This is a genomic window from Nocardia barduliensis, assembly GCF_013315795.1.
In the GTDB taxonomy this organism is placed as follows: domain Bacteria; phylum Actinomycetota; class Actinomycetes; order Mycobacteriales; family Mycobacteriaceae; genus Nocardia; species Nocardia barduliensis.
This window is the reverse complement of record NZ_JABLTE010000058.1, coordinates 1-23205: the sequence shown is the minus strand read 5'-3', so window position 1 is coordinate 23205 and position 23205 is coordinate 1. Positions and strand designations below refer to the sequence as shown.

Annotated in this window: 23 protein-coding genes; 14 read left to right on the top strand and 9 right to left on the bottom strand. The window is 70.9% G+C overall.

Going from position 1 to position 23205, the window contains the following annotated elements:
• Positions 1–54: 54 nt before the first annotated feature.
• Positions 55–1287, top strand: coding sequence for a type III PLP-dependent enzyme domain-containing protein (locus HOV91_RS23445; protein WP_174187571.1), 1233 nt, complete (start codon positions 55–57; stop codon positions 1285–1287).
• Between the two features lie 57 nt (positions 1288–1344).
• Here the strand turns inward: HOV91_RS23445 and HOV91_RS23440 are convergent, their stop codons facing one another.
• Positions 1345–1902, bottom strand: coding sequence for a TetR/AcrR family transcriptional regulator (locus HOV91_RS23440; RefSeq protein ID WP_174187555.1), 558 nt, complete (start codon positions 1900–1902; stop codon positions 1345–1347).
• Between the two features lie 113 nt (positions 1903–2015).
• Here HOV91_RS23440 and HOV91_RS23435 point away from each other — a divergent pair, with 113 nt between their 5' ends.
• Positions 2016–3116: an FAD-dependent monooxygenase gene (locus tag HOV91_RS23435; RefSeq protein WP_174187554.1), complete on the top strand. Its 1101-nt coding sequence runs from the start codon at positions 2016–2018 to the stop codon at positions 3114–3116.
• A gap of 14 nt (positions 3117–3130) precedes the next feature.
• Here HOV91_RS23435 and HOV91_RS23430 read toward each other — a convergent pair whose 3' ends face one another.
• Positions 3131–4099 carry a helix-turn-helix transcriptional regulator gene (locus tag HOV91_RS23430; protein WP_174187553.1) on the bottom strand — a complete coding sequence of 323 codons (969 nt, stop codon included), beginning with the start codon at positions 4097–4099 and terminating at the stop codon, positions 3131–3133.
• A 62-nt stretch (positions 4100–4161) separates the two neighbouring features.
• Between HOV91_RS23430 and HOV91_RS23425 the strand changes: the two genes are divergently transcribed.
• Positions 4162–5370 carry an epoxide hydrolase family protein gene (locus tag HOV91_RS23425; RefSeq protein ID WP_174187552.1) on the top strand — a complete coding sequence of 403 codons (1209 nt, stop codon included), beginning with the start codon at positions 4162–4164 and terminating at the stop codon, positions 5368–5370.
• Positions 5371–5399: 29 nt separating this feature from the next.
• Here HOV91_RS23425 and HOV91_RS23420 read toward each other — a convergent pair whose 3' ends face one another.
• A complete protein-coding gene (locus HOV91_RS23420; RefSeq protein ID WP_174187551.1) occupies positions 5400–6371 on the bottom strand; it encodes a helix-turn-helix transcriptional regulator in 972 nt (323 codons plus the stop codon).
• 63 nt (positions 6372–6434) lie between these two features.
• Between HOV91_RS23420 and HOV91_RS23415 the strand changes: the two genes are divergently transcribed.
• Positions 6435–6926 carry a pyridoxamine 5'-phosphate oxidase family protein gene (locus HOV91_RS23415; RefSeq protein WP_174187550.1) on the top strand — a complete coding sequence of 164 codons (492 nt, stop codon included), beginning with the start codon at positions 6435–6437 and terminating at the stop codon, positions 6924–6926.
• Positions 6927–7046: 120 nt separating this feature from the next.
• Here HOV91_RS23415 and HOV91_RS23410 read toward each other — a convergent pair whose 3' ends face one another.
• The 4 genes from HOV91_RS23410 to HOV91_RS23395 all read right to left on the bottom strand — a co-directional run bounded on the left by HOV91_RS23410 (position 7047) and on the right by HOV91_RS23395 (position 9775).
• The gene (locus HOV91_RS23410) at positions 7047–8264 is read right to left on the bottom strand and encodes an RNA polymerase sigma factor (RefSeq protein ID WP_174187570.1); all 1218 of its coding nucleotides are present in this window, start codon (positions 8262–8264) and stop codon (positions 7047–7049) included.
• Between the two features lie 12 nt (positions 8265–8276).
• On the bottom strand, positions 8277–8618 hold the full coding sequence (locus tag HOV91_RS23405; RefSeq protein WP_174187549.1) for a YciI family protein: 342 nt from the start codon (positions 8616–8618) through the stop codon (positions 8277–8279).
• 13 nt (positions 8619–8631) lie between these two features.
• A complete protein-coding gene (locus tag HOV91_RS23400; RefSeq protein WP_174187548.1) occupies positions 8632–8835 on the bottom strand; it encodes a hypothetical protein in 204 nt (67 codons plus the stop codon).
• Positions 8836–8947: 112 nt separating this feature from the next.
• Complete coding sequence (locus HOV91_RS23395; RefSeq protein WP_174187547.1) at positions 8948–9775, bottom strand: isocitrate lyase/PEP mutase family protein; 828 nt, start codon at positions 9773–9775, stop codon at positions 8948–8950.
• 64 nt (positions 9776–9839) lie between these two features.
• On the opposite strand from HOV91_RS23395, the gene HOV91_RS23390 reads away from it, so the two are divergent.
• The 9 genes from HOV91_RS23390 (at position 9840) to argH (ending at position 19864) form a co-directional block, all read left to right on the top strand.
• Positions 9840–10547 (top strand): ArsR/SmtB family transcription factor, encoded by a 708-nt coding sequence (locus HOV91_RS23390; RefSeq protein WP_174187546.1) that lies wholly within the window; start codon positions 9840–9842, stop codon positions 10545–10547.
• A gap of 203 nt (positions 10548–10750) precedes the next feature.
• Positions 10751–11824 carry an N-acetyl-gamma-glutamyl-phosphate reductase gene (argC, locus tag HOV91_RS23385; RefSeq protein ID WP_174187545.1) on the top strand — a complete coding sequence of 358 codons (1074 nt, stop codon included), beginning with the start codon at positions 10751–10753 and terminating at the stop codon, positions 11822–11824.
• Positions 11821–13038 (top strand): bifunctional glutamate N-acetyltransferase/amino-acid acetyltransferase ArgJ, encoded by a 1218-nt coding sequence (argJ, locus tag HOV91_RS23380; RefSeq protein WP_174187544.1) that lies wholly within the window; start codon positions 11821–11823, stop codon positions 13036–13038. Before argC ends, argJ begins: the two co-directional genes overlap by 4 nt.
• Entirely contained in the window at positions 13035–13970 is a 936-nt protein-coding gene (argB, locus tag HOV91_RS23375; protein WP_174187543.1) for an acetylglutamate kinase, read from the top strand. The genes argJ and argB overlap by 4 nt, the downstream gene beginning before the upstream one ends.
• Positions 13967–15169, top strand: coding sequence for an acetylornithine transaminase (locus HOV91_RS23370; protein ID WP_174187542.1), 1203 nt, complete (start codon positions 13967–13969; stop codon positions 15167–15169). Before argB ends, HOV91_RS23370 begins: the two co-directional genes overlap by 4 nt.
• Positions 15166–16110: an ornithine carbamoyltransferase gene (argF, locus tag HOV91_RS23365; protein ID WP_174187541.1), complete on the top strand. Its 945-nt coding sequence runs from the start codon at positions 15166–15168 to the stop codon at positions 16108–16110. The genes HOV91_RS23370 and argF overlap by 4 nt, the downstream gene beginning before the upstream one ends.
• Positions 16107–16607 carry an arginine repressor gene (locus tag HOV91_RS23360; protein WP_174187540.1) on the top strand — a complete coding sequence of 167 codons (501 nt, stop codon included), beginning with the start codon at positions 16107–16109 and terminating at the stop codon, positions 16605–16607. Before argF ends, HOV91_RS23360 begins: the two co-directional genes overlap by 4 nt.
• A 300-nt stretch (positions 16608–16907) precedes the next feature.
• Positions 16908–18110, top strand: a complete 1203-nt coding sequence (locus HOV91_RS23355) for an argininosuccinate synthase (protein ID WP_174187539.1) — start codon at positions 16908–16910, stop codon at positions 18108–18110.
• Between the two features lie 338 nt (positions 18111–18448).
• Positions 18449–19864: an argininosuccinate lyase gene (gene argH, locus HOV91_RS23350; RefSeq protein ID WP_174187538.1), complete on the top strand. Its 1416-nt coding sequence runs from the start codon at positions 18449–18451 to the stop codon at positions 19862–19864.
• Positions 19865–19975: 111 nt separating this feature from the next.
• Here the strand turns inward: argH and HOV91_RS23345 are convergent, their stop codons facing one another.
• Positions 19976–21241, bottom strand: coding sequence for a cytochrome P450 family protein (locus tag HOV91_RS23345; protein ID WP_174187537.1), 1266 nt, complete (start codon positions 21239–21241; stop codon positions 19976–19978).
• 111 nt (positions 21242–21352) lie between these two features.
• On the opposite strand from HOV91_RS23345, the gene HOV91_RS23340 reads away from it, so the two are divergent.
• A complete protein-coding gene (locus HOV91_RS23340; protein ID WP_174187536.1) occupies positions 21353–21676 on the top strand; it encodes a DMT family transporter in 324 nt (107 codons plus the stop codon).
• Positions 21677–21725: 49 nt separating this feature from the next.
• Here the strand turns inward: HOV91_RS23340 and ilvA are convergent, their stop codons facing one another.
• Positions 21726–22946 (bottom strand): threonine ammonia-lyase, encoded by a 1221-nt coding sequence (ilvA, locus tag HOV91_RS23335; RefSeq protein WP_174187535.1) that lies wholly within the window; start codon positions 22944–22946, stop codon positions 21726–21728.
• Positions 22947–23205: the final 259 nt, after the last annotated feature.

The following is a 23205-nucleotide window of genomic DNA, read 5'->3' as shown; positions in this document are numbered from 1 at the left end:
GAAGCAGCCGTTGCGGCGCTCGCGGAGCGCCGGATCGGGCCCGAGCACAAGGGCATGCCACCCGCGTCCTGGGGCCGCACCGTGCGGGAATTCCTGCGCACCGAACCGACGCTCGACCAGCTGGAGACGCCGGTGCTCACCGTGGATCACGCCGCCGTGACGGCGAACATCGCGATCATGGCCGAGTGGGTGCGCGCGGCGGGCGTGCGATTGGCCCCGCACGGCAAGACCACGATGGCCCCGCGGCTGTGGGCCGACCAGCTGGCCGCGGGTTCGTGGGGGATCACCCTAGCCACCATCTGGCAGACGCAGGTGGCGCGATCCTTCGGCGTCGCGCGGGTCGTGCTGGCCAACGCGCTGGTCGACCCGGTGGGATTGCGCTGGGTGGCGGCCGAATTGGAGCGTGACCCGTCTTTCGAGTTCTTCTGCTGGGCCGACAGCGCCGAAACGGTCGCGCTCATGGACGCGCACCTGCGCGAGGCTCCGGGGCGGGCGCGAATCCGGGTGCTGGTGGAACTCGGCGGTCCGCACGGCCGGACCGGCGCGCGCACGGTGGAACAGGCGCACGCCGTGGCGCGGGCGATCGGCGCGGCGTCCCGGCTGACGCTCGCCGGGGTGGGCGGTTACGAAGGCGCGCTCGCGCACGACCGCACGCCTGCGGGCCTCGGCGCGGTGCGCGACTACCTCCGCGAACTCGCTCGTTTGCACCGCGAACTCGCCGCGGCCGGGCGATATCGGTATCAGGTGCTCGTCACCGCCGGTGGCAGCGCCTACCCGGAACTGGCGGTCGAGTACCTCGCTCCGCTCTCCGACGAATCGGGCAGCCACGGTGTCGCCACGACGGTCGTCCTGCGCTCGGGAGCGTATGTCATCCACGACGACGGCTTCTACGCGAGCATGTCGCCGCTGGCGGCGCCCGGGTGCGCGCGTCCACTGCGCTCGGCGATGCACGGCTGGGCGCGCGCCCTGTCCCGCCCGGAACCGGGGCTGGCCCTGCTCGACGCGGGTAAACGCGATCTTCCTTTCGACGAGGGGATGCCGATTCCGCAGCGCGTCGCGGGCACGCGGGGCGGCGCGCTGGACGCGACGGTGTCGGCACTCAACGATCAGCACGCGTTCCTCCGGTTACCGCGCGGCGCCGCCACGGAATTGCCGATCGGCGCGGTCGTGCGGCTCGGGCTCTCGCATCCGTGCACCGCCTTCGACAAATGGCGGCTCATTCCCGTGATCGATGACGCCGACGCCCCGGTGCCGCGCGTGGTCGATCTGCTGCACACGTTCTTCTGACGATTCGCCGGCGTGCCCGGCGGGACGCGGGCGGACCGGCGCGAGGCGCCGCGTTCGTCAGCCGTCCGACGCGAGCAGAGCGCGCACCAACCGGTCCAGCGCCGGGCGCGGATCGAAATCCGGCGCCGGGTTCACCAGTTGGTGCAGGATGATTCCGTCGAACTGGCCGACCAGGATGCGCGTCGTCGCCTCGTCGCCGCCGACTTCCGCCAGCAGGCCCGCGGCCCACTCGGTCAGTCTGCGATGCCCGCGCCGGACGGTCTCGCGCAGCGCGGGCAGGGTCTGTGCCTCGAGGAACAGCGCGTATCGAGCCAGGGTCCGCACGCGGTCGGCCCGCGCCGCGTGGACGACGAAGGCCGCCATGCCGTCGACGAGTTCGGTGATCGTGCCCGGGGTGGGTTGCCGGTTGAGCGCCTCCCAGTCCGCGTAGTCGCGCGCCTCGAGTCGCTCGGCGATCCCGATCAGCAGCGCTTCCCTGGTGCGGAAGTAGTTGGAGGCGGAACCGGCGGGCATGCCTGCGACCTCGTCGACCGCGCGGTGGGTGAGCGCGCGGGTGCCGCGCGAGCCCAGCAGTTCGATCGCCGCGTCCAAGACGAGTTCGCGCTTGGTGGACATCTTTCGATACTACATCGGTAGTGATACGGGTTACAGGCTCGCGCGTCGATACTACATATGTAGTAACGTGCGTGGTAGCTGCTCGCCCGAGCGGTCCGGAGAAAGGGGAAGCCATGCCCGAGGCGCTCATCGTCGGTGGCGGTATCGGCGGTTTGGCGACGGCCGTGGCCTTCCTGCGGCAGGGATGGCGCGTGGAAGTGCTCGAGCGCGCCTCGGAGATCACCGAAGTCGGCGCGGGACTGTCGCTGTGGCCCAACGCTCTTCGTGCCCTCGACGCGCTCGGCGTGGGTGAGCAGGTACGGGCTCGCGCGGTCGAGGAAGGGGCGGCGGGCATCCGCGACCGCGCGGGCCGGTGGTTGACCAGGATCGATGCCGAGGCGATCCGGGCGAGGTACGGCAGCCCGATCATGATGCACCGCGCCGATCTGGTGGACGTGCTGCGCTCGGCGCTGCCTGCGCAGGCGGTGCGCACCGGGGTCGCCGTGGCCGAGGCTCGGGCCGACGGCACGGTGGTGCACTCGGCAGGAACGTCCGGCGCAGACGTGGTCGTCGGCGCCGATGGCCTGCGCAGCGTCGTACGCGGCGCCGTCTGCGGTGCGGTGCGGCCGCGCTACAGCGGCTACACCGCGTGGCGAATGGTCGTCACGCCGCACGGGCCGATCACCGGCATGGGCGAGAGCTGGGGGCGAGGGGAGCGTTTCGGATACGTCCCGCTCGCCGACGGCCGGGTCTACTGCTTCGCCACCGCGAACATGCCCGAGGGAACGCCGGGCGGCGGAGCGGCGGAGTTGCGCGCCCGGTTCGGCGGATGGCACGAGCCGATCCCCGCTCTGCTGGCCGCGGCCGGGGACGCCGAGGTGCTGAAGCACGACCTCTACGACCTGTCTGCGCTGAAGACGTTCGTGGCCGGGCGGATCGCGCTGGTCGGAGACGCGGCGCACGCGATGCTGCCCACCCTCGGGCAAGGCGCCTGCCAAGCGCTCGAGGACGCGGTGGTGCTCGGCAGAGTGGCCGCCGCGGGGGCCGACCTGGCCGACTACGACCGGGAACGCAGGCCGCGCACCCGGATGATCGCCTCCCGCTCCCGGTGGATCGGCGCGGCGGCGCAACTGTCCTTCCCGCCTGTGGTCGCGATCCGCGACGCCTTGGTGCGGGCGGTCCCGGACTCCGTGCAGTTGAGATCGCTGGGTTCGGTCCTGGATTGGCGTTGCTGACCGCCGCGCCCGAGCTACGGCGCGGGGAAGGCGCGCAGCGCGCGCTCACAGCGGGCGGCCTGGGCCCGCAGGGCTTCGACGAGTTCCGGCGGACCGGCGAGCAGCGTGAAGTCGAGATCGACCGAGGTGATCATCCACACCAGCTGCTCAGCTGACTCGGCGCCCACCAGCAGGCGGCAGCTGTGGTCGTCGACGGCCTCCAGGACGCCCATCCCCGGCCAGACACGGTCGGCGGCATACGCCGCGGACCGGTGCAGCAGTACCGTCGCCTGCTGTGGCCAGGCGCGGGTGGACAGCCGCATCGAAAGATACGCCACGACATCGCCCTCCGGCGGCTCACGAGGTCGGAATCGGGGGCCGGTCGGGATTCGCGGCGTGATCCGGTCGGCGCGAAAGGTGCGCCAGTCGGCGCGGTCCACGTCCCAGGCGACCAGGTACCAGTGCCTGCTGAAGTGCACGAGGGTGTGCGGCTCGACGGTGCGGACACTGGGCGCGCCGTCGAGCGCGCGATAGTCGAACCGCAGCCGTTCGTGGCGCTGGCACCCTTCGGCGATGGCCATGAGGGTGTCCGGACGGACCTCGCTGCCGGGTGCGCCGACGCGCAAGGTGGCGCCGCGCAGCGTGCGGACCCGGTGGCGCAGGCGCGGCGGCAGCACCTGTTCCAGCTTGGTCAGCGCGCGCAGCGACGCCTCCTCGAGCCCGGTCACGGCGCCCGCGGAGGCCCCGCGCAAGCCGACCGCCACCGCGACGGCCTCCTCGTCGTCGAGCAGCAGCGGCGGCAGCGCGGCGCCCGCGCCGAGGCGGTACCCGGCGGCGCCCTGGGTGGCGTGCACCGGGTAGCCGAGTTCGCGCAGCCGATCGACATCGCGGCGCACCGTACGCGCGGTGACGCCGAGCCGCTCGGCCAGTTCGGCGCCGGTCCGGTCGCGCGAGGTCTGTAGCAGGGCCAGCAGTTTGAGCAGGCGAGCCGACGTTTCCAGCACGAGGCCAGGATGCCGGAAAGTTAGGAACGATCTCGTCCTAAGCGCTTACTACCTTCACTGACATGACTACCGACCAGGACATTCGCCCGTTCCGCATCGACATCCCGCAGGAAAAGATCGACGACTTGCACCGCCGCCTGGCGGATACGTCGTGGCCGAGCGACCTGCCCGGCGCCGGGTGGGACAAGGGGATGCGGGTGTCCTATCTGCGTCCGCTGGCCGAGTACTGGCGCACCGGATTCGATTGGCGCGCCGTCGAAGCGAAGCTGAACGAGCTGCCCCATTTCGTCACCGATATCGACGGGCAGCAGGTGCACTTCCTGCACGTCCGCTCGCCGGAGCCGGACGCCGTGCCGCTGGTGCTCAACCACGGCTGGCCCGCGTCGTTCGTCGAGTTCCTGGAGGTGCTCGGACCGCTGAGCGATCCCCGCGCGCACGGCGGCGACCCGGCCGACGCGTTCCACTTGGTCGTGCCCTCGCTGCCGGGCTTCGCGTTCTCCGAGGTGGCACCGGAACCGGGGGCGGGCTCGACCGAGCGGTTCGCGGAGGTGGTCGCGACACTCATGGCGCGTCTCGGTTACGACCGCTACGGCGTGCAGGGCGGCGACGCGGGGTACTTCATCGCCGCTCGGTTGGGTCATATCGCCCACGAGCACCTCGTGGGCCTGCACGTGAACGGTCCGATCACCATCCCCGCATGGGACGGCGGTGACGCCGAATCCTGGGGCGCGGCGCAGGAGCAGGACGAGTGGTCCTCGGCCGGGACCGAGCCGGAGTACAGCCCAGAAGATCAGGCGAAGCTGGCCGCGCTCACCGGCCCCGACAGCTATGCCCGCTACGACTACGCCACCCTGCAAGCCAACCGTCCGCAGACGCTGGCGATCGGCATCCAGGACTCGCCCGCCGGGCTGCTGGCCTGGATCACCGACCTGTTCCGGCAGTACACGAATCCGGCGATCGAACTGCCCGAGGACGCCGTGGGCCGCGACGCCCTGCTGACCAATGTCAGCCTGTACTGGTTCACCGGAACCTTCGCCTCTTCGCTGCGGCTCTACAGCGAATCCGCGGCATGGGGAGCATCGGTGCGGAAGTCCGAGGTGCCGACCGCCGCGGCGCTCTTCCCCGGAGATCTGTCGATCCGCAAACTCGCCGAGGACGCGCACAACATCGTCCGGTGGACCGAATTCGACCGCGGCGGGCATTTCCCGGCGATGGAGGCGCCGGACCTGTTGATCGCGGACGTGCGCGAATTCTTCCGCAAGCTGCGCTGACCCTGCGGGCGGCCGCCGGCCGGAACGTGCTAACCGCCGGAGTAGCGCGCGTGCATCGCGGCGGCCGTCGCCGCGAGCCGAGCGCGCAACTGCGGCGGTTCCAGCACTTCGACGAACTCGCCGAGCTGGAGGATCCCGTGCGCGAGCACGTCGAAGGACTCGGAAGGCACGACGACCTCCACCCACCCCTCGGCGTCGGGCGTTCCCGCGGAGGCCAGCGCCTCAGGGACCGCTGCCGGATCGATCATCAGCCGCAGGTACCGAAGGTGGGTGGCGGCGATCCGGCAGCGCGCCCGGACCCGCAGCATCGAACGCGCGAAATCGTCGGCGGCGTCGGTCCAGTGCGCCCGCAGATCGAAATCGGCCGGGCGGGTGAAGGATTCGCCGGTCGGTTCGGCGGCGAGGATCCGGCCCACCCGATACGAGCGGGGCGTGTGCCCGCTGCGGGCGACCAGGTACCAGGTGCCCGCCTTGAGTACCAGGCCGAGCGGGTCCAGCAGGCGCTCGACCACCTTGTCCTTGCGGCCGTAGCGCACCCGTAGCGTGCGGTCGTGCCACAGCGCGTCGGCGATCGTCGCGAGCGTCGGCGTCTCCTCCGGCCGGTGGAACCAGCCCGGCGCGTCGACGTGCACCCGCTCGGCGATGCGCGTCGCGCGTCCGCGCAGTTCCGGCGGCAGCGCGGCGAGCACCTTCAACTGCGCGGTGGCCAGCACGGTGCCGAGCCCGAGATCCGCGGCCGCGCCGGGCAAGCCGGTCAGCAGCACCGCGTCGGCTTCGTCGGTGGTGAGGCCGGTGAGCCGGGTGCGGTAGCCGTCCAGCAGCCGCACGCCACCCGCGCGGCCGGGCTCGCTGTAGACCGGCACACCGGCCGCCGAGAGGGCCTCGACGTCGCGATACACGGTGCGCACCGAGACTTCCAGTTCCCTGGCCAGTTCGGGCGCGGTCAGCCGGCCGCGGGTCTGCAACAGCAACAGCAGCTGCACCAGTCGACTCGCCCGCATGCCCGCGACACTAGCCGGAAACCTTGACAGAAGACGACAGGTTTTGCCCGTACGGTCCTGGTCATGACCAGTTGGAGTCAATTCACCGAAGAAGCGCCGCACATCGCCGAGATCTTCCTGCGCAGGCACCGCGCCGCGGGCAATCTCTGCATGCTCGGCACCCTCCGTTCCGACGGTTACCCGCGGATCAGCCCGATCGAGCCGCGAGTCTTCGCGGAGTGGCTGGTGCTCGCGGGCATGCCGGGCACGACCAAATTCCGTGATCTCGCCCGGGATCCGCGCTTCTGCCTGCACACCGCCACCGTCGACACGAACGTGTCCGACGGCGACGCCAAACTCTTCGGCACCGTCGTGGACCTGCCCGACCGGGACGTGCACACCCGCTTCGCCCAGCATCTGTTCGACGAGACCGGCTTCGACATCAGGGGCCAGGAGTTCGACCACTTCTACGTCGCCGATCTCACCGGCGCGTCGACGGTGGAGGTCGCGGGCGACCACCTCGACATCACCATCTGGAAACCCGGCGAAGGAGAGCGCGTGGTGCAGAAGCACTGACTCGGCGGCGGAAACGGCGCTGCTCCGGCCGGACGTGTCGGGGGCACCGCCGACTCGGACGTCGCGGACACCGCAGCCGGAGTGGACTCGCCGTCGACGACCGAGGGCGAAGCCCCGCGCTTACGGGCGCCTTCGGCTGTCTCGGCGACGCGTGAGAAAGGCTCGCTCGGCGGCGTTCTCGGTGCAGGCGATGGCGGCGTCGTAGGCGGCGGTGGCCTCGGCGGCGCGGCCGAGCCGGGTCAGCAAATCGGCGCGGATGGCGTGGAACAAGTGGTAGCCGTCCAGGGCCAGGGCGTCCACCAGTGCCAGTGCGGCTACCGGGCCGTCCACTTCGGCGACCGCGACCGCGCGGTTGAGCGCGACGATCGGGCTGGGCGTGAGCACGGTCAGCTGGTCGTAGAGCCGCAGGATCTGGCGCCAGTCGGTGTCCACCGCGACGGGTGCGTCGGCGTGGACCGCGTTGATCGCCGCCTGCAGTTGATACGGTCCGGGCCGGTTGCGGCGCAGGCACTGCCGGACGAGCGCGTGCCCCTCGGCGATGAGATCGCGGTCCCACCGGCTGCGATCCTGTTCCGCGAGGGGCACCAGAGACCCGTCGGTGCCGGTGCGCGTGGACCGGCGGGATTCGCTCAGCAGCATCAGCGCCAGTAGCCCGGCGCCTTCAGGTTCGTCCGGCATGAGTTCGACCAGCAGGCGCCCGAGCCGAATCGCCTCGGCACACAGATCTCCCCTGGCCAGCCGCGCACCGGAGGTGGCCGTGTGCCCCTCGGTGAAGATCAGGTACACCACGACGAGTACCGCGCGCAGCCGGGCGGGCAGATCCGCGTCGGCGGGCACCCGGTAGGGAATGCGGGCGTCGCGGATCTTGCCTTTGGCGCGAACCAGTCGCTGCGCCATGATCGTTTCGGAAACCAGGAACGCGCGGGCGATCTCGGCGGTGCTCAGTCCGCCGAGTAGCCGCAGCGTCAGCGCCACCTGCGCGGGCAGCGCGAGGGCGGGGTGACAGCAGGTGAAGATCAACCGGAGGCGGTCGTCACGCACGGCGCTCACCGGCTGCTCCGGCTCGTCCTCGGCGTGCAGGAGGGCGGCTTGGGCGTGCCGGTCGGCGCGGTCGGCTTCCCGGCGCAGGCGGTCGATCGCCCGGTTGCGCGCGGTGGTGATGATCCAGCCCGGCGGGCTCGGCGGGAGACCGTCGGCGGGCCAGCGCTGGACGGCGGCGGTGAACGCGTCCTGCACCGCGTCCTCGGCGACGCCGATGTCGCCGAAGACGCGGATCAGGCTCGCGACGGCACGGCCGTAGTGCTCGGCGAAGACCGCTTCGATCACCGAGCCGGTCACGGGCCTGCTCAACTATTCGTCCTGGATCGGCCGGACTTCGATGGGCAGCGTGAGGACGCTGGTGAGTTTGCGGCCCCACTCCAGCGCCTCGTCGAGATCCGCGGCGCGGATGACGGTGAACCCGCCGATGTGCTCCTTGCCCTCGACATACGGGCCGTCGGTGATCAGCACGTCGTCGCCTCGGGCGTGCAGCACGGTCGCGGTGCCCGGCGCGTGCAGGCCCGCCGCGAACACCCACGCTCCCGCCGCCCGCATCTCGTCGTTCAGCGCGCCGAGATCGCGCATGATCTCGTCCAGGTTGTCCGGGACGCCTTCGCCGTCGGGCTGGTAGATGCTGAGCAGGTAGTGCTTCATCGCCTCGTCCTCCTCATCCGCGCCGGTACGTGGTGATGATGACACCGGTGCCGGTCCACCCGTGGGCCGTCGTGTGCCTTCCCATGATCTCGGCCTGCACCGGGCTGTCGTACCGGTGCGCCCAGCCGCCGGGGGTGAATGCGTCCCCGTCGGCCCGCCCCGAGGCCTGCACGACGCCGTCCAGGGTGAGGTGTTCCACCGCGATGATCTCGCTCATCTCCGCTCCTTCCGCGACCGGCCCGGCGCCGGTCTCACCACCTATACGAACGAAGCCGGGGCGGATCGACAGCGGCGCGGAAATTTCCTCCGAGATCCGGACGAATCGCTGCTCACGACCTGGTGTGCGCGGGCAGGAGACGTTGTATATCGGTATAGCTCACGATGCCGGACGCAATGGGGGCGTCGTCCCGCACGGCGCGCGCGACCTCCATTGCGGCCGACAGCGCCGAGCGGTAGAGCAGTGATCCGGTGCTGATCCGGCGCACGCCGAGCCCGGTTAGCGTCGCGATGCCGGGGCCGGTGGCGGCATAGAGAACGTTGACCGGCAGTTCGGTCGCCGCCACGATCCGCTCGATGCGCTCCGGGTCGGTCAGACCCGGCACGAAGACGCCGTCGGCTCCGGCCGCTTCGTACCGTCGCACGCGGGCGTGGGTCGAGCCGTGATCGAGGCCCAGCCAGTGGGTGTCGATACGGGCATTGACGAACAACTGCGGCGCGCGTTCCTTGATCGCGGCGATCAGTGTGGCCTGGTGCTCCGGCGCCGCCAGCGCCGATCCGGCACGGCCGTCTTCCAGGTTGACGCCCGCGATCCCGCAGGCGGCGAGCTGTTCGACGAAATCCGCGACCGCGCCGGGCCGCTCGTCGAAGCCGCCCTCGATGTCGACGGTCACGGGGATCGGCAGTCGCGCCAGGCGACGGGCGCATGCGAGCGTTTCGGCCTTCGTGAGGCTCACGCCATCGGCCAGCCCCGCCGCGGCGGCCACGCCGAGGCTGGTGGTGCCGATCGCCGGGAATCCCTCGGTCGCCAGCAGCGCGGCCGAGGCGAAGTCCCAGGCGTTGGGCAGGACGAGGGGCCGGTCACGGTGATGCAGACCGTGGAAGATATCGAACTTGGTCGGCGAGGTGGCCGCGCCGGGCGCCGGAGAAGACGAAGTCATGCCGCGACGGTAGCCACGGGACGTTTCGGCGCCCTCCGAAACGAGGGGCCGCCATCATGGAGTGGTGCCGACCAGAGGAGCCGAACTGGCGGGCTTGGCCGCCCTGCTCGCCGACCGCACGCGCGCCGACATCTGCCTCGCCCTGCTGGACGGACGGGCGTGGACCGCGGGCGAGCTCGCGCGTCACACCGGTGTCGCCGCGTCCACCGCGACCGAGCATCTTGACCGCCTGCGCGACGGCGGTCTGCTGGTCGAACACCGTCAAGGCAGGCACCGCTACGTCCAGCTGGCCTGTCCGCGGGTCGCGGAACTGCTCGAGGGCATGGTCGCTCATCTCGACCCGTCCGGCCGCCCGGTGACCGGCTTGCGTACCGCCACGGTCGCCGCCGCGCTGGCTCGTGGCCGCACCTGCTACGACCATCTCGCGGGCCGGCTCGGCGTGGCGATCACCGACGCCATGACCGCGCGTGGCCTGCTCCGCGGTGACAGCGGGTTCGCCCTCACCGATTCCGGCTCGGCGTGGCTCACCGGCTCGATGGGCGTCGACCCTGCCGCGCTGCGCGCCACGCGCCGCCCGGTGGCCAGGCCCTGCCTCGACTGGACCGAGCGCCGCGTGCATCTCGGCGGCTCGGCGGGCGCACAGCTGTGCCGCCGCCTGAAAGAGCTGGCGTGGATCAAGGGCGTCGGTAGCGGCCGTGCCGTGCGGGTTACCGCGCGGGGCGAAGCCGGGCTGGCCGAAGCGCTGGGTATCGACCCGGCGGTGCTGCGCTGAGCCGTGGCATACGTCGCTCGCGCCGGGTGTCTCGGTCGCTCGCGATGGCCGGCCGCAGGGCGCCTGCCCGGCCAGGACGGGCCGCCGCCGACGGTGTCCCGATCGCGCGGTTTGGTGGGCCAGGCGGCGGGTATCAGGTGGTGGTGACCGGGCGCGGCAACCCAGGCTGTGAATGAGCTTGCATGGTCATGCATAATCATCACATGGTTGATTCCTCGGATGCCCCCCACCCGACCGAACCCGTCGTGCGGGTCGCGGTAGCCGGTGCCAGCGGGTACGCGGGCGGCGAAGTGTTGCGTCTGCTGCTGGGGCATCCGGCCTATCGAACCGGGCGCCTCGTCATCGGGGCGCTCACCGCGGGCTCCAACGCGGGCACCGCGCTGGGGGAGTTGCAGCCGCATCTGCTGCCGCTGGCCGATCGGGTGCTCGCGCCGACCACGGCCGCCGAACTGGCCGGACACGACGTGGTCTTCCTCGGCCTGCCGCACGGCCAGTCGGGGGCTATCGCCGCCGAGCTGCCCGAGTCCACGGTGATCATCGACTGCGGCGCCGACTTCCGGCTCACCGACCCGAAGGCCTGGGAAAAATACTACGGCAGCCCGCACGCGGGCAGCTGGCCCTACGGCTTGCCCGAACTGCCCGGCGGCCGGGAGAAGCTGCGCTCGGCGACCCGGATCGCGGTTCCCGGCTGCTACCCGACCGTCGCCAGTCTCGCGCTGGCTCCCGCCGTCGCCGCGGGCATCGTGGAGCCCGCCGTGCACGTGGTCGCGGTCAGCGGCGCGTCCGGCGCGGGCCGCAAGCTGGACATCGGGCTGCTGGGGTCGGAGGTGATGGGCTCGGCGCGGGCCTACGGCATCGCGGGCGCGCACCGGCACACGCCGGAGATCGCGCAGAACCTCGCGGCCGCGGGCGGCGCGGAGGTCGCGGTGTCGTTCACTCCGGTGCTCGCGCCGATGCCGCGCGGCATCCTCGCCACCTGCACCGCGCCGACTCGCGTAGACGCCGCGCAGGCCCGCGCCGTCTACGAGAAAGCTTATGCCGACGAGCCTTTCGTGCACCTGCTGCCGGAGGGCACGCTGCCGCAGACCGGTTCGGTGCTCGGTTCCAACGCCGTCACCTTGCAGGTAGCGGTGGACGCCGACGCGGGCCTGCTCGTGGTGATCGGCGCGATCGACAACCTGACCAAGGGCACCGCGGGCGCGGCGGTGCAATCGATGAACCTGGCCCTCGGATTCGAGGAGACCGCAGGACTTTCCACCGTAGGAGTGGCACCGTGACGACATCCGACATCGCCGACGGCAAGCTGGTCCGGACCCAGGGCGTGACCGCGCCGCTCGGCTTCCGCGCGGCGGGCATCGCCGCGGGCATCAAGGCCAGCGGCAAGCCGGATCTGGCGCTGGTGTTCAACGAGGGGCCGGAATACCCGGCCGCGGGCGTGTTCACCCGCAACAAGGTGAAGGCCGCTCCGGTGCTGTGGTCGCAGCAGGTGCTGACCGGCAAGCGGTTGCGCGCGGTGATCCTGAACTCCGGCGGCGCCAACGCCTGCACCGGCCCCGGCGGCTTCCAGGACACGCACAAGACCGCCGAGGAACTGGCCGCCGCCTTGAGCAACTGGGGCACCGAGACCGGCGCGGGCGAGATCGCGGTCTGCTCGACCGGGCTGATCGGCGACCGGCTCCCCATGGACAAGCTCATCCCCGCCGTCACCGAGATCGTGCACGAGATGGGCGGCGGCCTGTCCGGCGGCTCGGATGCCGCCTGGGCCATCATGACCACCGACACCGTGCCGAAAGAGTCGGCGTTCCACCATCGCGACAAGTGGAACGTCGGCGGCATGGCCAAGGGCGCGGGCATGCTGGCCCCGTCACTGGCGACCATGCTGGTGGTGCTCACCACCGACGCCGCGGTCACCGCCGACCAGCTCGACCAGGCCCTGCGCAACGCCACCGCGCGCACCTTCGACCGGCTCGACGTGGACGGCTCCTGCTCCACCAACGACACGGTGCTGCTGCTGGCCAGCGGCGCCAGCGAGGTCACGCCGAGCCAGGAGGAACTCGACGCCGCCGTGCTCGCGGTCTGCGACGACCTGGCCGCCCAGCTGATGGCCGACGCCGAGGGCGTCACCAAGCGGGTGCTGGTCACCGTCGCGGGCGCGGCCACCGAGGACGAGGCCGTGGTCGCGGCGCGCACCGTCGCCCGCGACAGCTTGGTCAAGACGGCGCTGTTCGGGTCCGACCCGAACTGGGGCCGCGTGCTGGCCGCGGTCGGCATGGCGCCGGTCACGCTGGATCCGAACCGGATCTCGGTGTCGTTCAACGGCAAGCCGGTGTGTGTCGACGGTGTCGGCGCGCCCGGCGCCCGCGCGGTCGACCTGTCCGGCACCGACATCGAGGTGCTGATCGAACTGAACGTCGGCTCCGCGAGCGCGACCATCCGCACCACCGACCTCTCGCACGGTTACGTCGAAGAGAACTCGGCCTACAGCTCATGACCAGCGACGTGTTGCACAGGCTTTCGGCGCTGGACAAGGCGCACGTCCTGGCCGACGCGCTGCCGTGGCTGCAGAAGTTCCGGGACAAGATCGTGGTCGTGAAGTACGGCGGCAACGCCATGGTCGACGAGCAGCTCAAGCAGGCATTCGCCGCCGACATGGCATTTCTGCGCACGGTCGGCGTGCACCCGGTGGTGGTGCACGGCGGCGGCCCGCAGATCAGCGCGATGCTGAAAAGGCTCGGCCTGCAAGGCGAATTCCGCGGCGGCTTCCGGGTGACCACGCCCGAGGTGATGGACGTGGTGCGGATGGTGCTGTTCGGCCAGGTCGGCCGGGAGCTGGTCGGACTGATCAACACGCACGGCCCGTACGCGGTCGGCATCTCCGGTGAGGACGCCGGGCTGTTCACCGCGACCCGCCGCACCGTCGAGGTGGACGGCGAGCCCACCGATATCGGCTTGGTCGGCGATGTCACCGAGGTGAATCCGGACGCCGTGCTCGACCTGATCGACGCGGGCCGCATCCCCGTGGTGTCGACCATCGCGCCGGACGCCGAGGGCGTGGTGCACAACATCAACGCCGACACCGCCGCCGCGGCGCTGGCCGAGGGCATCGGCGCCGAGAAACTGGTGGTGCTCACCGACGTCGAGGGCCTTTACACGAACTGGCCGGACCGATCCTCGCTCACCTCCCGCATCGATACGGCGGCGCTGGCCGAGTTGCTCCCGCGCCTGGATGCGGGCATGGTGCCCAAGATGGAAGCCTGCCTGCGCGCCGTGTCGGCAGGGGTGCCGACCGCGCACGTCATCGACGGTCGGGTCCCGCACGCCGTGCTGCTGGAACTGTTCACCGGAGAAGGAATCGGAACGATGGTGACTCCCGCCCCGCTCATCCCGAGCGGGTCCGGCGCACCGGACGGAACGAAACAATGAGCACAGCTGAACTGCAGAAGCGGTGGTCCGCCGCGCTGATGAACAACTACGGCACACCGAAGGTCGCGCTGGTGCGCGGGGCGGGGGCCGTGGTCTACGACGCGGACGGCAAGCGCTACGTCGATTTCCTCGGCGGCATCGCGGTCAACAGCCTCGGCCACGCCCACCCGGCGATCCTGGAGGCGGTCACCCAGCAGCTCGGCACGCTCGGGCACGTGTCGAATCTGTACGCCAGCGAACCGGTCCTGGAGTTGGCCGAGCGGCTGCTCGCGCACTTCGGCGACGGCGAGGGCCGGGCGTTCTTCTGCAACTCCGGCACCGAGGCCGTCGAGGCGGCGTTCAAGATCGCCCGGCTCACCGGGCGGCCGAAGCTGGTCGCCTGCGAAGAGGCCTTCCACGGCCGCACCATGGGCGCGCTGGCCCTCACCGGCCAGCCGGCCAAGCGGACCCCGTTCGAACCGATGCCGCCCGGCGTCGTGCACGTGCCCTACGGCGACGCCGCGGCACTGGACGCCGCAGTCGACGAGGACACCGCCGCGGTGTTCCTCGAGCCGATCATGGGGGAGAGCGGCGTGGTGGTCCCGCCGTTCGACTACCTCGCCAAGGCACGCGAGATCACCGCGCGCAAGGGTGCGCTGCTGGTCCTGGACGAGGTACAGACCGGCATCGGCCGGACCGGCAAGTTCTACGCCCATCAGGCCGTCGGCATCGTGCCGGACGTGATCACCCTGGCCAAGGGGCTCGGCGGTGGCCTGCCCATCGGCGCGGTGCTGGCCAACGGACGGGCAGCCGATCTGCTCACCCCCGGCCTGCACGGCACCACGTTCGGCGGCAACCCGGTGTGCGCGGCGGCGGCGCTCGCGGTGCTGCGCACGATCGACGAGACCGACCTGCTCTCGCACGTCGAGTCGGTCGGCAAGCGGCTCAGCGACGGCATCGAATTGCTGGAGCACCCGCTGATCGATCAGGTGCGCGGTGCGGGCCTGCTGCTGGGGATCGTGCTCACCGACCAGGTGTCCGCGCAGGTCGAGGCGCGGGCGCGGGAAGCGGGCTACCTCGTCAACCCGGCCAAGCCGGACGTGATCCGGCTGGCGCCGCCGCTGGTGCTCACCGAGACGCAGGCGGACAATTTCGTCGCCGACCTGCCGGAGATCCTCGACACCGCGCTCGCGGACGCGAAAGGAGCTGCGGCGCAATGAATTCCGTGCGGCACTTTCTGCGTGACGACGACATCACCCCGGCTGAGCAGGCCGAGATCCTCGCCCTCGCCGCCGAACTCAAGAAGTCGCCGTTCGCGCGGCGCCCGCTGGACGGCCCGCGCGGCGTCGGCGTGATCTTCGAGAAGAACTCCACCCGCACCCGGTTCTCCTTCGAGATGGGCATCGCGCAGCTCGGCGGGCACGCGGTGGTCGTCGACGGCCGCGACACCCAGCTGGGCCGGGAGGAGACCCTCGGCGACACCGGCCGGGTGCTGTCCCGGTACGTCGAGGCCATCGTGTGGCGCACCTTCGAGCAGTCCCGGCTGGACGAGATGGCCGCCACCGCCACGGTGCCGGTGGTCAACGCGCTGTCCGACGAGTTCCATCCGTGCCAGGTGCTCGCCGACCTGCAGACGCTCGCCGAGCACAAGGGCGATCTGACCGGGCGGGAACTCGCCTACTTCGGCGACGGCGCCAACAACATGGCGCACTCGCTGCTGCTCGGCGGCGCCACGGCGGGGCTGAACGTGACCATCGCCGCGCCCGCCGGCTTCGAGCCGCAGCCGTGGGTCGTGGAGGCCGCGCGCAAGCGTGCCGCCGAGACCGGCGCCACCATCACGGTGACCGGCGACCCGATCGCCGCAGCGTGGGGCGCCGACGCGCTGGTCACCGACACCTGGACCTCCATGGGCCAGGAGAACGACGGGTTGGACCGGGTCGGTCCGTTCCGTCCGTTCCAGCTCAACGCCGAATTGCTCGCACACGCCAAGCCGGATGTGGTCGTACTGCACTGCCTGCCCGCGCACCGCGGCGAAGAGGTCACCGACGAGGTGCTCGACGGGCCGCACAGCGTGGTGTGGGACGAGGCGGAGAACCGCCTGCACGCCCAGAAGGCGCTGCTGGTCTGGCTGCTCGAGCGACGATCCGGGAGAGCGACGTGACCGAGGTCAGAAGCGGCCCGGCCATCGCACGCACCCGCGCCGGACGACAGTCGCGCATCATCGAACTGCTGTCCGCGCACGCGGTGCGCAGCCAGACCGAACTGGCCGCGCTGCTCGCCGCCGAGGGCATCGAGACCACGCAGGCGACGCTGTCGCGGGACCTGGACGAACTGGGCGCGGTGAAACTGCGCGCCGCCGACGGCGGCGCGGGCGTCTACGTGGTGCCCGAGGACGGCAGCCCCGTGCGCGGCGTCACCGGCGGCACCGACCGCTTGTCCAAGCTGCTCGGCGACCTGCTGGTCTCCACCGACGCCAGCGGCAACATCGCGGTCCTGCGCACCCCACCCGGCGCCGCCCACTACCTGGCCAGCGCCCTCGACCGCGCCGCACTGCCGTACATCGTCGGCACCATCGCGGGCGACGACACCATTGCCGTCATCGCCCGCGAGCCGCTGACCGGGGCCGCGGTGGCCGCCAAGATCGAACAGCTAGCCTGAGCCGGGCGCGGCTCCTGTGCAGCGACGGGCGCGGCCGCGTCGGCGTGTCCGGCGGTGTGCTCACCTGCGGGCGAGTGGGTGGATCCGCTCCTTTTCCGCCTGCGGGTAGGCGTCGCGAGCGCGGAAGACGGCGCCTGTGCGAGGGTGTAGACGGAGCTGTTGTCCCAGCACAGGGCGACACCCCACCCGATTATGAATGGGCTTGCATCGTCGTGCATAATCATTTGCAGGACGTGCGGGCCGCTGTGGCGGGAAGCCGGTCCGTATCACGCACACGAAACTTCGAGGAGCACACAGAACATGTCCGAGCGCGTCGTACTCGCCTACTCCGGTGGGCTGGACACCTCCGTCGCGATCAGCTGGATCGGCAAGGAGACCGGCGCCGAAGTGGTGGCGGTGGCCATCGACCTCGGCCAGGGCGGCGAGGACATGAACGTGGTGCGCCAGCGCGCGCTGGACTGCGGCGCGGTCGAGGCGATCGTGATCGACGCCCGCGACGAGTTCGCCGACCAGTACTGCCTGCCCACCATCCAGGCCAACGCCCTGTACATGGGCCAGTACCCGCTGGTGTCGGCGATCAGCCGCCCGCTCATCGTCAAGCACCTGGTCGAGGCCGCCAAGTTCCACGGTGCGACCACGGTCGCGCACGGCTGCACCGGCAAGGGCAACGACCAGGTCCGCTTCGAGGTCGGCATCGGCGCGCTCGCGCCCGACCTGAACGTGATCGCGCCGGTGCGCGACTACGCGTGGACCCGGGAGAAGGCCATCGCCTTCGCCGAGGAGAACGCGCTGCCGATCAACGTGACCAAGAAGTCGCCGTTCTCCATCGACCAGAACGTCTGGGGCCGCGCGGTGGAGACCGGGTTCCTCGAGGACCTGTGGAACGCCCCGACCAAGGACGTCTACGACTACACCTCCGACCCGACCGTCAATTTCGAGGCTCCCGACGAACTGATCGTCACCTTCGACAAGGGCGTGCCGGTGGCCATCGACGGCCGCCAGGTGAGCGTGCTGGAGGCGATCGTCGAGCTGAACCACCGCGCGGGCCGCCAGGGCATCGGCCGGCTGGACATGGTCGAGGACCGCTTGGTCGGCATCAAGAGCCGGGAGATCTACGAAGCTCCGGGCGCCATCGCGCTGATCACCGCGCACCAGGCGCTGGAGCACGTCACCATCGAGCGCGAGCTGGGCCGCTACAAGCGGCAGGTCGAGCAGCGCTGGGGCGAGCTGGCCTACGACGGCCTGTGGTTCTCCCCGCTCAAGCGGGCGCTGGACGCCTTCATCGGCGACACCCAGCAGCACGTCTCCGGCGACATCCGGATGGTGCTGCACGGCGGCTCGGCCGTGGTCAACGGCCGCCGCTCGGAGCAGTCGCTCTACGACTTCAACCTGGCCACCTACGACGAGGGCGACACCTTCGACCAGTCCCTGGCCAAGGGCTTCGTCCAGATCCACGGCCTGTCCTCCAAGGTCGCCGCCCGCCGCGACCTGAACCAGAAGTAACCAGCGCCCGTGCCGGTGCCCCTGCGCACCGGCACGCTGCTTGCCCGAAGCCCCGAGGCGGCCTTCGTGGTGGCGCTGAACCGGGCAGCAGTGCGACATCTGAAGGAACCGGACGCAGGACCGAAGCGCATTTGTTCCGGCACGCCCGTCCGCTGCATCTCGATAGGGGACGTCGAGCAGCTACGCGTCCGATGGTGTCTATCGTCGAGATCATCGCGGTGGACGAGTCCGAGTGGCATCCCACGCAAGACCTGAACGCAAATCACCCCGTCCCCGACTCGTACGGCCTGGAGGCTCGGAGAGGCGGGGAGCCTGAATACCCGGAGAGGCGGAACAGCATGAGCGGCGGCACGAACCAGGGCGCGCTGTGGGGCGGGCGATTCGCCTCCGGCCCGGCCGAGGCCATGGCCGCGCTGAGCAAGTCGACGCACTTCGACTGGGCGCTGGCCCCCTACGACATCCGCGCTTCGAAAGCGCACGCGCGCGTGCTGCACAAGGCGGGCCTGCTTTCGGAGTCCGATCTCGCGGGCATGCTGGACGGACTGGACCGCCTGGCGGCTGACGTGGCTTCGGGCGCTTTCGGTCCGGCCGAGTCGGACGAGGACGTGCACGGTGCGCTGGAACGCGGCCTGATCGAGCGGGTCGGGACCGAGCTCGGTGGCCGCCTGCGGGCGGGGCGTTCGCGCAACGACCAAGTGGCGACGCTGTTCCGGATGTGGCTGCGCGATGGCGTGCGCCGGGTGGCCGCCGGCGTGCTCGCGGTGATCGACGCGCTGGTCGAGCAGGCCGCCGCGCACCCCGACGCGGTGATGCCCGGCAAAACGCATCTCCAGGCGGCGCAGCCCGTGCTGCTGGCCCACCACCTGCTCGCGCACGCCCATCCGCTGCTGCGCGACCTCGACCGGCTGCGCGACTTCGACCGCCGCGCGGCCGTGTCGCCCTATGGTTCCGGCGCGCTGGCGGGCTCCTCGCTCGGGCTGGACCCGGAGGCGATCGCCGCCGAACTGGATTTCGACGCGGCCGCCGCGAACTCGATCGACGCTACTTCGGCGCGGGATTTCGCCGCCGAGGCCGCGTTCGTGCTGGCCATGATCGGCGTCGATCTGAGCCGCATGGCCGAAGAGGTGATCCTGTGGAGCACCCCGGAATTCGGCTACGTCACCCTGGCCGACGCCTGGTCGACCGGCTCGTCGATCATGCCGCAGAAGAAGAACCCGGACGTCTCCGAACTCACCCGTGGCAAGGCGGGCAGGCTGATCGGCAACCTCACCGGCCTGCTGGCCACCCTCAAGGCGCAACCGCTGGCCTACAACCGTGACCTCCAGGAAGACAAAGAACCCCTGTTCGACTCGGTCGCGCAACTGGAACTCCTGCTGCCCGCCATCGCGGGCCTGGTCTCCACGCTGACCTTCCATACCGACCGCATGGCCGAACTCGCGCCCGCCGGTTTCACGCTGGCCACCGATATCGCCGAATGGCTCGTCCGGCAGGGCGTCCCCTTCCGGGTCGCGCACGAGGCGGCGGGCGCGTGCGTGCGCGCCGCCGAAGCGCGCGGCGTCGGCCTCGACGAACTCACCGACGAGGAGTTCGCCGCCGTCGACCCGGCACTGACCGGGAAGGTGCGCGAGGTGCTCACCGTGCAGGGGTCCATCGCGTCCCGCAATGCCCGGGGCGGCACGGCCGGTGCGCAGGTCGCCGTGCAGCTGGCGGAAGTGCGCGAGGCGGCGGCAGCGGCGCGGGCCTGGATCGGCTGAACCCGGCGCCGACCCAGATGCCCACGGTCGCGCGGATCTCGGCCGGATCGCCGATCAGCGATCCGCGAGACCACCCGCCAGATGCGTTGTCGCGAAGGAGTCCGAATCCGGCTATCCGGTGACGGTGACGTCCGCGCCGCTGAACAGCAGATCGCCGCGGCGCCGGACGGTGCGACCGGAATCCGGCACGATCTCGGCTTCCGGCACGAGCTCGCGCAGCTGCCGGAGAAACACCTCGACGGCCAGTGTCGCCATGCTCTTACCAGGGCAGACGTGCCTGCCGAACCCGAAGGTCAACGGCAGCTTGCCGGTACCGTGCAGTGCCAGACAGTCCGGGAAGACCTCCGGATCGCGGTTGGCCGCGGCGAACAGTACCAGCACCGGCCCCGCAGGCAGCCGCGTGCCGCTGGACAGCACGACCGGCGTCTTGGCCCGACGCTTCCACGCCACCAGCCCGGGATCGAGCTGGAGGATCTTCGCCGTGACCCGGGTGCCGCCCTCCGCTTCGGCGAGCAGGTTCCACCAGGCCCGGTCCGGATCGCCGAGCAACCGCTGGACGCCTTGCTGGATGCTGCCGCTGACCGTGTGCACTCCGGCGGCGAGCGAATTCGCCATGGCCGAGACCGCGATGCGGTGGGAGAGCCCGGCGTCGCGGAGCCTGCGGGCGAACCCGGGCGCCGCGCTGCCCCGGCCTTCCCGCACCGCTTTGCCGCTCACGGTGAACAACCAGCCGAGCGCGCTCACCGCGTCGGCCAGTTCACGTCCACGCATTACCCGGCCGAGCAGTCCCGATTGCGCTCCGCTCCAGGCGGCTACGTGCGGCCAGTCCGCCGCGGGCAGGCCGACCGCCGCACCGACGGTCCGGGCGGCGTAACCGATCGAAAGCGCGGTCACGTCCAACGGCGAGCCGGGCCGGAATTCCGCGTCGCGGACTGCCTCGTGGAAGTGCTCGGCCATCGCCGCGGCCCGCGCGGGCCGATCGGCGGGGGAGATGGTGAAATGCCCGGTCGGTCCCGCCATGGTGTTCCAGACGCGCTTGTGCAACCGGTCGTCGGCCAGGTTGGCGGTCGCCTTCGCCGGTGGCGGAACCAGGTGCCGGACGAAGTGCGGGATGGCTCGCGGCGTCGCCGCGATACGCGCGTAGCCGACCAGCGGGTCCAGCGAATTCGCGTTGGAGATGCCCGGCGTCGTCGCGTCCAGCACCTCGCGCACGTCGGCGTACTTCCAGATCATGCGCAGACCCGACCGATGCGCGTAGCTCGGTTCGGGCCAGTCGTGCAAACGCCGATACCGTTCGTCGCGCTCGGTATACGGCAACTCGTTACAGGTCACTTCATCGAAGGGAAAGGCGGTTGCCGCAACGTTCGAGCAATGCATCGGCCGATCGTATTGACGCGGTGACCGCGGCCGCCGGAGTGTGCATTCCCCCTGCTGGGGAGCGGCAGCGCCCCGACGGCCGTACGCCGCGGCTCTCGCTACGCTGCGAAAATGACCTTGCTCCTGCTCGCTCTGGCCATCGCCTCCGAGGTGACCGCCACCGTTTCGCTCAAGCTTTCCGAGGGTTTCACGAAGCTCGTCCCGTCGATCGTGGTGGTGATCGGTTACTGCGCGGCGTTCTTCTTCCTTGCCCAGGCGTTGAAGCGGGGCATGGCGATCGGGGTCGCCTACGGCATCTGGTCGGCGGTCGGCGTCGCGGCGATCGCGCTGATCGGCGTGCTGTTCCTGGACGAGCGGTTGACGGTGGTGCAGGTCGGTGGCATCGCGCTGGTGATCATCGGTGTGCTGGCCTTGGAACTCGGCGGCGCGCACTGACTTCAGCGGTTACCGGACATCCCGCCGACGGAACGCGATAACTCCCCGGTCAATCCGCGACGCGAACTGCGTATCCGGCGTTCGCGAGTGCGGTGTGCACGTCGTCACGATGGTCGGAACCCCGCGTTTCCAGGGTGAGCGCCACTTCCACCTCGTCCACCGCCAGCCAGGTCCCGGTGCGCGAATGCGCCACGTCCACGACGCTTGCGCCCGTCTTGCCGATCACCGCGAGCAGGGCCCCCAGCGCACCCGGACGATCGGAGATCGTCACGCGCACGGCTAGATAGCGGCCCGCCGCGCTCAGACCGTGCCCGATCACGCGGGTCAACAGCAACGGGTCGATGTTGCCTCCGGTCAGGATCGCGCAGACCGGTCCGTGCAGGCCGAGTTCCTCCGGCGCGTGACTCATCAGGGCGGCCACCGCCGCGGCGCCCGCCGGCTCGACGATCAGCTTCGCGCGTTCCAAGCACAGCAGCAACGCCTGCGACAGCGCTTCCTCGTCCACCGTCACAATGCGCGAAGCGAACTGGGCCACATGGGCGAAGGGCACCGCACCGGGCTGACCGACCGCGATGCCGTCGGCCATGGTCGACATCCGGTCGATCCGGACCGGCTGACCCGCCGCCAGCGAGGCAGGCCAGGCGGCAGCTTCCGCCGCCTGAACCCCGATGACGCGCACATCCGGCGCCAGGTGCCGCATCGCGACCGCGACACCCGCGAGGAGCCCACCGCCGCCGGTGGGTACCAGCACCGTGCCCACCTGCGGCAACTGCCGCAGGATCTCCCGCCCGAGGGTGGCCTGACCGGCCACGACATCGGGATGGTCGAACGGGTGGATCAGCGTCGCGCCGGACTGTTCGGCGAAATCCAGGGCGGCGTCCAGCGACTCGTCGATGGTCTCGCCGACCTGGCGCACCTGCGCGCCATAGGCCTTGGTCGCCATCAATTTCGGCAGCGACGCCCCGACCGGCATGAACACCGTGGACGCGATGCCGAGCGAAGACGCCGACCACGCGACACCCTGCGCATGATTACCCGCGCTCGCGGCGACGACACCGCGAGCGCGCGCCTCCTGCGGCAGATTGGCGATCCGGTTGTAGGCGCCGCGCGGCTTGAACGAGCCGGTCCGCTGCAAATTCTCGCACTTCAACCACACTTCGGTGCCCGCAGGCTCGGACAGCGCCCGCGACGCCAGCAGCGGCGTACGCCGGATCACCGGGGCCAGCAGCCGTGCGGCCGCCTCGATACGCGACATGTCAACCGAATCCATACCGCCATGCTGCCACTGTGTTGGTTTCCAGCGCCTGCGGCGCTGGGTGTTCGCGGCCCCTTGTGGCTCGCGTCCGAGCGGCCGCCGCTTGCTCCTTCGTCGCGGACGCGGCGGCCGCTCGGACGCGAGCCGGGCCGCGAACGGGCAATGCTCGGTCTCGCTTCGCTCGGAACCGGCGGTTGGGCGTGTGTGGTGGGGTTCGGTTGTGGTCTTGCTGCGTGGGTTGGGCGTGTGTGGTGGGGTTCGGTTGTGGTCTTGC

What these genes read in the sequence shown, in the direction of transcription:
- HOV91_RS23445 (WP_174187571.1), top strand. Translation starts at nt 55, where the DNA reads ATGCCACCCGCGTCCTGGGGCCGCACCGTGCGGGAATTCCTGCGCACC.
- HOV91_RS23440 (WP_174187555.1), bottom strand. Translation starts at nt 1,902, where the DNA reads ATGTCCACCAAGCGCGAACTCGTCTTGGACGCGGCGATCGAACTGCTG.
- HOV91_RS23435 (WP_174187554.1), top strand. Translation starts at nt 2,016, where the DNA reads ATGCCCGAGGCGCTCATCGTCGGTGGCGGTATCGGCGGTTTGGCGACG.
- HOV91_RS23425 (WP_174187552.1), top strand. Translation starts at nt 4,162, where the DNA reads ATGACTACCGACCAGGACATTCGCCCGTTCCGCATCGACATCCCGCAG.
- HOV91_RS23420 (WP_174187551.1), bottom strand. Translation starts at nt 6,371, where the DNA reads ATGCGGGCGAGTCGACTGGTGCAGCTGCTGTTGCTGTTGCAGACCCGC.
- HOV91_RS23415 (WP_174187550.1), top strand. Translation starts at nt 6,435, where the DNA reads ATGACCAGTTGGAGTCAATTCACCGAAGAAGCGCCGCACATCGCCGAG.
- HOV91_RS23405 (WP_174187549.1), bottom strand. Translation starts at nt 8,618, where the DNA reads ATGAAGCACTACCTGCTCAGCATCTACCAGCCCGACGGCGAAGGCGTC.
- HOV91_RS23400 (WP_174187548.1), bottom strand. Translation starts at nt 8,835, where the DNA reads ATGAGCGAGATCATCGCGGTGGAACACCTCACCCTGGACGGCGTCGTG.
- HOV91_RS23395 (WP_174187547.1), bottom strand. Translation starts at nt 9,775, where the DNA reads ATGACTTCGTCTTCTCCGGCGCCCGGCGCGGCCACCTCGCCGACCAAG.
- argC (WP_174187545.1), top strand. Translation starts at nt 10,751, where the DNA reads ATGGTTGATTCCTCGGATGCCCCCCACCCGACCGAACCCGTCGTGCGG.
- argB (WP_174187543.1), top strand. Translation starts at nt 13,035, where the DNA reads ATGACCAGCGACGTGTTGCACAGGCTTTCGGCGCTGGACAAGGCGCAC.
- HOV91_RS23370 (WP_174187542.1), top strand. Translation starts at nt 13,967, where the DNA reads ATGAGCACAGCTGAACTGCAGAAGCGGTGGTCCGCCGCGCTGATGAAC.
- argF (WP_174187541.1), top strand. Translation starts at nt 15,166, where the DNA reads ATGAATTCCGTGCGGCACTTTCTGCGTGACGACGACATCACCCCGGCT.
- HOV91_RS23355 (WP_174187539.1), top strand. Translation starts at nt 16,908, where the DNA reads ATGTCCGAGCGCGTCGTACTCGCCTACTCCGGTGGGCTGGACACCTCC.
- argH (WP_174187538.1), top strand. Translation starts at nt 18,449, where the DNA reads ATGAGCGGCGGCACGAACCAGGGCGCGCTGTGGGGCGGGCGATTCGCC.
- HOV91_RS23345 (WP_174187537.1), bottom strand. Translation starts at nt 21,241, where the DNA reads ATGCATTGCTCGAACGTTGCGGCAACCGCCTTTCCCTTCGATGAAGTG.
- HOV91_RS23340 (WP_174187536.1), top strand. Translation starts at nt 21,353, where the DNA reads ATGACCTTGCTCCTGCTCGCTCTGGCCATCGCCTCCGAGGTGACCGCC.
- ilvA (WP_174187535.1), bottom strand. Translation starts at nt 22,946, where the DNA reads ATGGATTCGGTTGACATGTCGCGTATCGAGGCGGCCGCACGGCTGCTG.